Raw genomic sequence first — 4,862 nt, 5'->3', positions numbered from 1 at the left:
GATCCGCGCCGTGCCGCGCTGGCCGCTCGATGCGCTGCAGCCGCCGCCGGCCCTCGCGTAGCCGGGGCCGGATCAGGTCTTCTTCTTGTCGCCGATGCGGCTTTCGGTGCCGGCGCGGATGCGGCGGATGTTCTCGCGGTGGCGCCACAGCAGCAGCGCGACCATCGGCAGCAGCGCCAGCGCGTAGGCCCCGGGCAGGCCGAACAGCAGCGCGTACAGCGGCGACAGCGTCGCGGCGCCGAGTGCCGCGAGCGAGGAAATCTTCCAGACCCGCGCGATCACCAGCCAGGTCGCGAGCGCGGCCAGCGCCACCTGCCACGACAGCCCGACCATGACGCCGAGCGCGGTCGCCACGCCCTTGCCGCCCTGGAAGCCGAAGAACACCGGGTACAGATGGCCGAGGAAGGCCGCGAACGCCGTCGCCGCCAGCACTTCCGGCCCCTGCCCGAAGGCGCGCGCGACCACCACCGGGATCAGCCCTTTCAGGAAGTCACCGGCCAGCGTGATCGCGGCGGCCTTCCTGCCGCCGATGCGCAGCACGTTGGTCGCGCCGGGGTTGCGCGAGCCCTCCGAGCGCGGATCGGGCAGGCCCATGAGCCGGCAGACGAGGATCGCGGTCGAGACCGAGCCGCACAGATACGCGAACACGAGGCAGAGCAGGGCGCTGGTCATGGGCGGAGCAGGAGTCCTGGGAGGCGGCGGGAAGCCGCAGGGAAGGAGGAACACGGACGGCGATGGCCGGCGCTCCTGCGGCGGCGATGCGCGGGGGAGCATTGGCGGTCGTTTCCGGCGATCATGGATCTTCTCGCAAAAGCCACCGAGCCGGCGAATGGACATCATCTTCATCCGCGACCTGAGCATCGAGACCACGATCGGCGTCTACGAATGGGAGCGCGGCATCCGCCAGACCATCGTCCTCGACCTCGAACTCGGCACCGACGTGCGCCGCAGCGCCGCCAGCGGTGCGCTGGAGGATGCGCTCGACTACATGGCGGTCGCCACGCGCCTCGGCGCCTACGTCGGCGGCGAGCGCTGGGAACTGGTCGAGACGCTCGCCGAGCGCATCGCCGAGCTGCTGATCACGGAGTTCCACGTGCCGTGGCTGCGGCTGACGCTGACCAAGCCGGCGGCGGTGCGCGGTGCGCGCGCCGTCGGCGTGCGCATCGAGCGCAGCGCCGCCGGCGGCTGATTCGCTCAGAGCTCGCCCCAGCGGCTGCGCCGCTGCACGCGCAGCCGCGGCAGGATCAGCCCGACCAGCACGCCCGAGACCAGCACGCCGGCCCCGAGCAGGAACCAGTCCCTGTTGCTGCGATCGGCCAGCGACTGGTTCTCCTGCTGCACGATCTGCAGCTCGCGCTCCAGGTTGACGACGCGCTCCTGCAGGTCCTTGTTCTGCTGGTCGATGGCGATGGCGTTGGCGGCGGTCCTGCGGATCGTCGCCAGTTCCTGCGCCAGCCGGTGGTTGTCGGAGGACAGCTGCGAGAAGCTCGTCTCGGCATCGACCTTCTGCGTGGTCAGCGTGTCGAGGCGTTCCTTGAGGCTGGCGTTCTCGGAGCGCACGCGATCGAACTCGGTCTGCATGGTGCCGAGGGCCGTGCGCGCCGACGGCGTTTCCATCAGGTACTGGTTCGGCAGCCAGCCCTGCACGGTGCCATCGGCCGTGCGCACCAGCGCGAAACCCTTGTCGGTGTCGGTCTCCAGCACCTCGACCTGCGTGCCGCTCGGCAGCATGCGCACGATCCGGTGGCGCAGGCTGGCGCCGGCGCGCAGCGGCACTTCGAGGCTGTCACTGACGTAGCGGACGGTCTTCGCCGGCGCGGAGGCGACCGGCAGCAGCGTGAGCAGGGTGCAGAGCAGGCAGAGCGCGGCGAGCGTCGGACGGCGCATCGGGGGACTTCCTCACAACGGGGCATGCGGCACAGAGCCGGCGAGTGTACCCCGACCCGGCTTCAGACGCCGGTCGTGCGCCCGCCGTCGACGGCGATGATCTGCCCGGTCACGTAGGGCGCGTACTGCACCAGGAACAGCAGCGTGCGCGCGATGTCGGCCGGCGAACCGGCGCGCCCGAGCGGCACGCGCCCGAGGATGCGCTCGCGCTCGCCGGCGTCGATCGAGTGCTCCGGCCACAGGATCGCGCCCGGCGCGATGCCGTTGACGCGCACCTCCGGGGCCAGTTCGCGTGCCAGCGAGCGCGTCAGCGAGGCCAGGCCTGCCTTGGCGGCGCAGTAGATGGGGTGCTCGTCCATCGGCCGGCCGGCGTGCAGGTCGACGATGTTGACGATGCAGCCCTCGTGCGCGCGCAGCCACGGCGCCGCGGCCTGGCTCAGGAAGAACGGTGCCTTCAGGTTCGAGCCGACCAGATCGTCCCAGTGCGCCTCGGTCGCCTGCCCGACCGGCGTCGCGTAGAACGACGAGGCGTTGTTGACCAGCAGGTCGAGCCGGCCCCAGACCGTCGCCGCCGCCTCGACCAGCCCGGGCAGCGCCGCGGTGTCGAGCAGGTCGGCGGCGAAGGTCGCGACCGAGGCCGTGCGCCGGGCGTTCAGTTCGGAAGCGAGCGTCTCGGCCTCGGCGGCGGCGCTGCGGTAGTGCAGCGCGATGCGCCAGCCGGTCGCGTGCAGCGTGCGCACGATCTCGGCGCCGACCCGGCGCGCTGCGCCGGTGACCAGCGCGACGCGTGCATCCCCGGTGATATCCTCCACGGCCCTCGCCCCCTCGCGCAGTCGGTTGCGGCTAGCTTCGCCGACTTGTGCCCGCTGCGGAAAGCTCCATGCGCGCCTTCGAACGCTCCCTCGCCGATTTTCCGGCGCCCTCATCCGAGGCGCTGGCTGTCTGCGCCCGGCTGGTCGATCAGATCGCCGCCGACATCGCCGCTGCCGGCGGGCGGCTGCGCTTCGATCACTACATGCAGCGCGCGCTGTACGCGCCCGGCCTCGGTTACTACGCCGCCGGCAGCCGCAAGTTCGGCGCCGGCGGGGATTTCACGACCGCGCCGGAGCTCTCGCCGCTGTTCTCGCGCTGTCTGGCGCGTGCCGGCGCGCCGGTGCTCGCCGCACTCGGCGGTGGCGACGTGCTCGAATTCGGCGCCGGCACCGGCACGATGGCCGCCGGCGTGCTCGCCGAACTGGCGCGGCTCGACTGCCTGCCCGGGCGCTACCGCATCCTCGATGCCAGCGCCGAGCTGCGCGAACGCCAGCGCGCGACGCTGGCCGCGAAGGTGCCGGCGCTGCTCGATCGCGTCGAATGGCTCGATGCACTGCCGCCGGCCGGCAGCCTGCGCGGTGTCGTGCTCGGCAACGAACTGCTCGATGCGATGCCGGTGCGGCGCTTTCGCATCGGCGCCGACGGCCCGCAGGAGCTGTACGTCCGCGGTGATGCCGCAACCGGCTTCGAACTGGTCGCCGGCCCCGCCGATGCCGGCTGCCGGGCCGCGGTCGCGGCGATCGAGGCCGCGGTCGGGCCGCTCGCCGAGGGCTACGAATCGGAATGGAATCCGGCGCTGCCGGCGTGGTTTGCGAGCCTCGGCGAGACGCTCGCCGCCGGGGCCGCGATCCTGATCGACTACGGCCACCCGCGCCGCGCCTATTACCACCCGTCGCGCGCGCGCGGCACCTTCCTGTGCCACTACCGCCACCGCGCCCACGACGACGCGCTGGTCTGGCCGGGGCTTCAGGACCTGACCGCGCACGTCGATTTCACCGCCGTCGCCGATGCCGCGCTCGCCGCCGGCTTCGAGGTCGCCGGCTACTGCGCGCAGGCCTGGTTCCTGTTCGGCTGCGGCCTGGAAGCGCTGCTCGCCGAGGTCGATCCCGAAGACCTGCCGCGCCACGTCGAGGCCGTGCGTCAGGTCAAGCTGCTGACGCTGCCCGGCGAGATGGGCGAGCGCTTCCAGGCGATCGGGCTGACGAAGGGTATCGGCCTGCGCCTGCCGGCGTTCGCGCTGCGCGACGAGCGGGGGCGGCTGTGAGGCCGGGCGCATGCCTGCCGTCCCTCGGGGCGCTCGCCGTCGCTGCCGCCGCCTCCGATCGTCCCCCTGAATCCCGCTGCCGGTGACCGCCATGAACCGTTTGCCGCTGACGCTGTACATGACGCCCGGTTCGTGCTCGACCGGCATCCACATCCTGCTCGAAGAGATCGGCGTGCCCTTCGCCGCGCACATCGTCAACCTGCCGAAGGGCGAGCATCGCCAGCCGGCGTATCTGGCGATCAACCCGCGCGGCACGATTCCGGCGCTGCGCCTCGAAGATGGCAGCGCGCTCGCCGGCTTCACCGCAATCGCGTACTGGCTGGCGCGGCGCTTCCCGAAGGCCGGGCTGCTGCCGGCCGAAGAAACCGCCGTGGCGCGGGTGCTCGAAGCGCTCGACTACGTGACCGGCACGATCCACGGTCAGGGCTTCACGCGCATCTTCACGACCGATGCCTACACGACCGACCCGGCGCTGCAGCCGGCCGTGCAGGCGCGCGGGCGCGAGATCGTCGCCGAAGGCTTCGCGCTGCTCGCGGTACAGCTCGGCGGCCGCGACTGGCTGGTCGGCGAGACCTTCTCGATCGCCGATGCCGCGCTGTTCTACGTCGAGTTCTGGGCCGATCACCTCGGCCTGCCGCTGCCGGCGCACTGCCGCACGCACTTCGAGCGCCTGCGCACGCGGCCGGCCGTGCAGCAGGTGCTGCGCGAGGAAGGCTATCGCTGAGCCGGTGCGCTGCCCGGTTCAGGTTTCGGCGCTGACCGGCGCAGCGTCCGCCCCGCGCAGCGGCCGTTCGACGACGCGCGACCACAGCAGCAGGCCGAGCAGCAGCAGCCCGGCCGCAGCCACGAACACCGCGGCGAAGGCCTCGCCGAGCGCGGCGCGCTCGGCAGCGGCCAG

6 protein-coding genes are annotated in these 4,862 nt (G+C 72.4%); 3 read left to right on the top strand and 3 right to left on the bottom strand.

Annotation, left to right across the window (positions count from 1 at the left end; all coding sequences use genetic code 11):
• Positions 1–72 precede the first annotated feature (72 nt).
• Positions 73–672, bottom strand: a complete 600-nt coding sequence (plsY, locus tag PKE44_RS15055) for a glycerol-3-phosphate 1-O-acyltransferase PlsY (RefSeq protein ID WP_324552635.1) — start codon at positions 670–672, stop codon at positions 73–75.
• Between the two features lie 157 nt (positions 673–829).
• Here plsY and folB point away from each other — a divergent pair, with 157 nt between their 5' ends.
• Complete coding sequence (gene folB, locus PKE44_RS15050) at positions 830–1,189, top strand: dihydroneopterin aldolase (RefSeq protein WP_324552633.1); 360 nt, start codon at positions 830–832, stop codon at positions 1,187–1,189.
• 5 nt (positions 1,190–1,194) lie between these two features.
• Here the strand turns inward: folB and PKE44_RS15045 are convergent, their stop codons facing one another.
• Positions 1,195–1,887 (bottom strand): TIGR04211 family SH3 domain-containing protein, encoded by a 693-nt coding sequence (locus tag PKE44_RS15045; protein WP_324552631.1) that lies wholly within the window; start codon positions 1,885–1,887, stop codon positions 1,195–1,197.
• A 62-nt stretch (positions 1,888–1,949) separates the two neighbouring features.
• Positions 1,950–2,699, bottom strand: a complete 750-nt coding sequence (locus PKE44_RS15040) for a pteridine reductase (RefSeq protein WP_324552629.1) — start codon at positions 2,697–2,699, stop codon at positions 1,950–1,952.
• Positions 2,700–2,767: 68 nt separating this feature from the next.
• Here PKE44_RS15040 and PKE44_RS15035 point away from each other — a divergent pair, with 68 nt between their 5' ends.
• Positions 2,768–3,964 carry an SAM-dependent methyltransferase gene (locus PKE44_RS15035; RefSeq protein ID WP_324552627.1) on the top strand — a complete coding sequence of 399 codons (1,197 nt, stop codon included), beginning with the start codon at positions 2,768–2,770 and terminating at the stop codon, positions 3,962–3,964.
• Between the two features lie 91 nt (positions 3,965–4,055).
• Positions 4,056–4,688 carry a glutathione S-transferase C-terminal domain-containing protein gene (locus tag PKE44_RS15030; protein ID WP_324552624.1) on the top strand — a complete coding sequence of 211 codons (633 nt, stop codon included), beginning with the start codon at positions 4,056–4,058 and terminating at the stop codon, positions 4,686–4,688.
• Positions 4,689–4,862: the final 174 nt, after the last annotated feature.

It is taken from the genome of Plasticicumulans sp. (genome assembly GCF_035331805.1).
GTDB lineage: Bacteria > Pseudomonadota > Gammaproteobacteria > Competibacterales > Competibacteraceae > Plasticicumulans.
This window is presented reverse-complemented; position numbering and strand designations above follow the sequence as displayed.

Excerpts from the sequence above, each read along its gene's own strand:
- plsY (WP_324552635.1), bottom strand. The coding sequence starts at position 672 with ATGACCAGCGCCCTGCTCTGCCTCGTGTTCGCGTATCTGTGCGGCTCG.
- folB (WP_324552633.1), top strand. The coding sequence starts at position 830 with ATGGACATCATCTTCATCCGCGACCTGAGCATCGAGACCACGATCGGC.
- PKE44_RS15045 (WP_324552631.1), bottom strand. The coding sequence starts at position 1,887 with ATGCGCCGTCCGACGCTCGCCGCGCTCTGCCTGCTCTGCACCCTGCTC.
- PKE44_RS15035 (WP_324552627.1), top strand. The coding sequence starts at position 2,768 with ATGCGCGCCTTCGAACGCTCCCTCGCCGATTTTCCGGCGCCCTCATCC.
- PKE44_RS15030 (WP_324552624.1), top strand. The coding sequence starts at position 4,056 with ATGAACCGTTTGCCGCTGACGCTGTACATGACGCCCGGTTCGTGCTCG.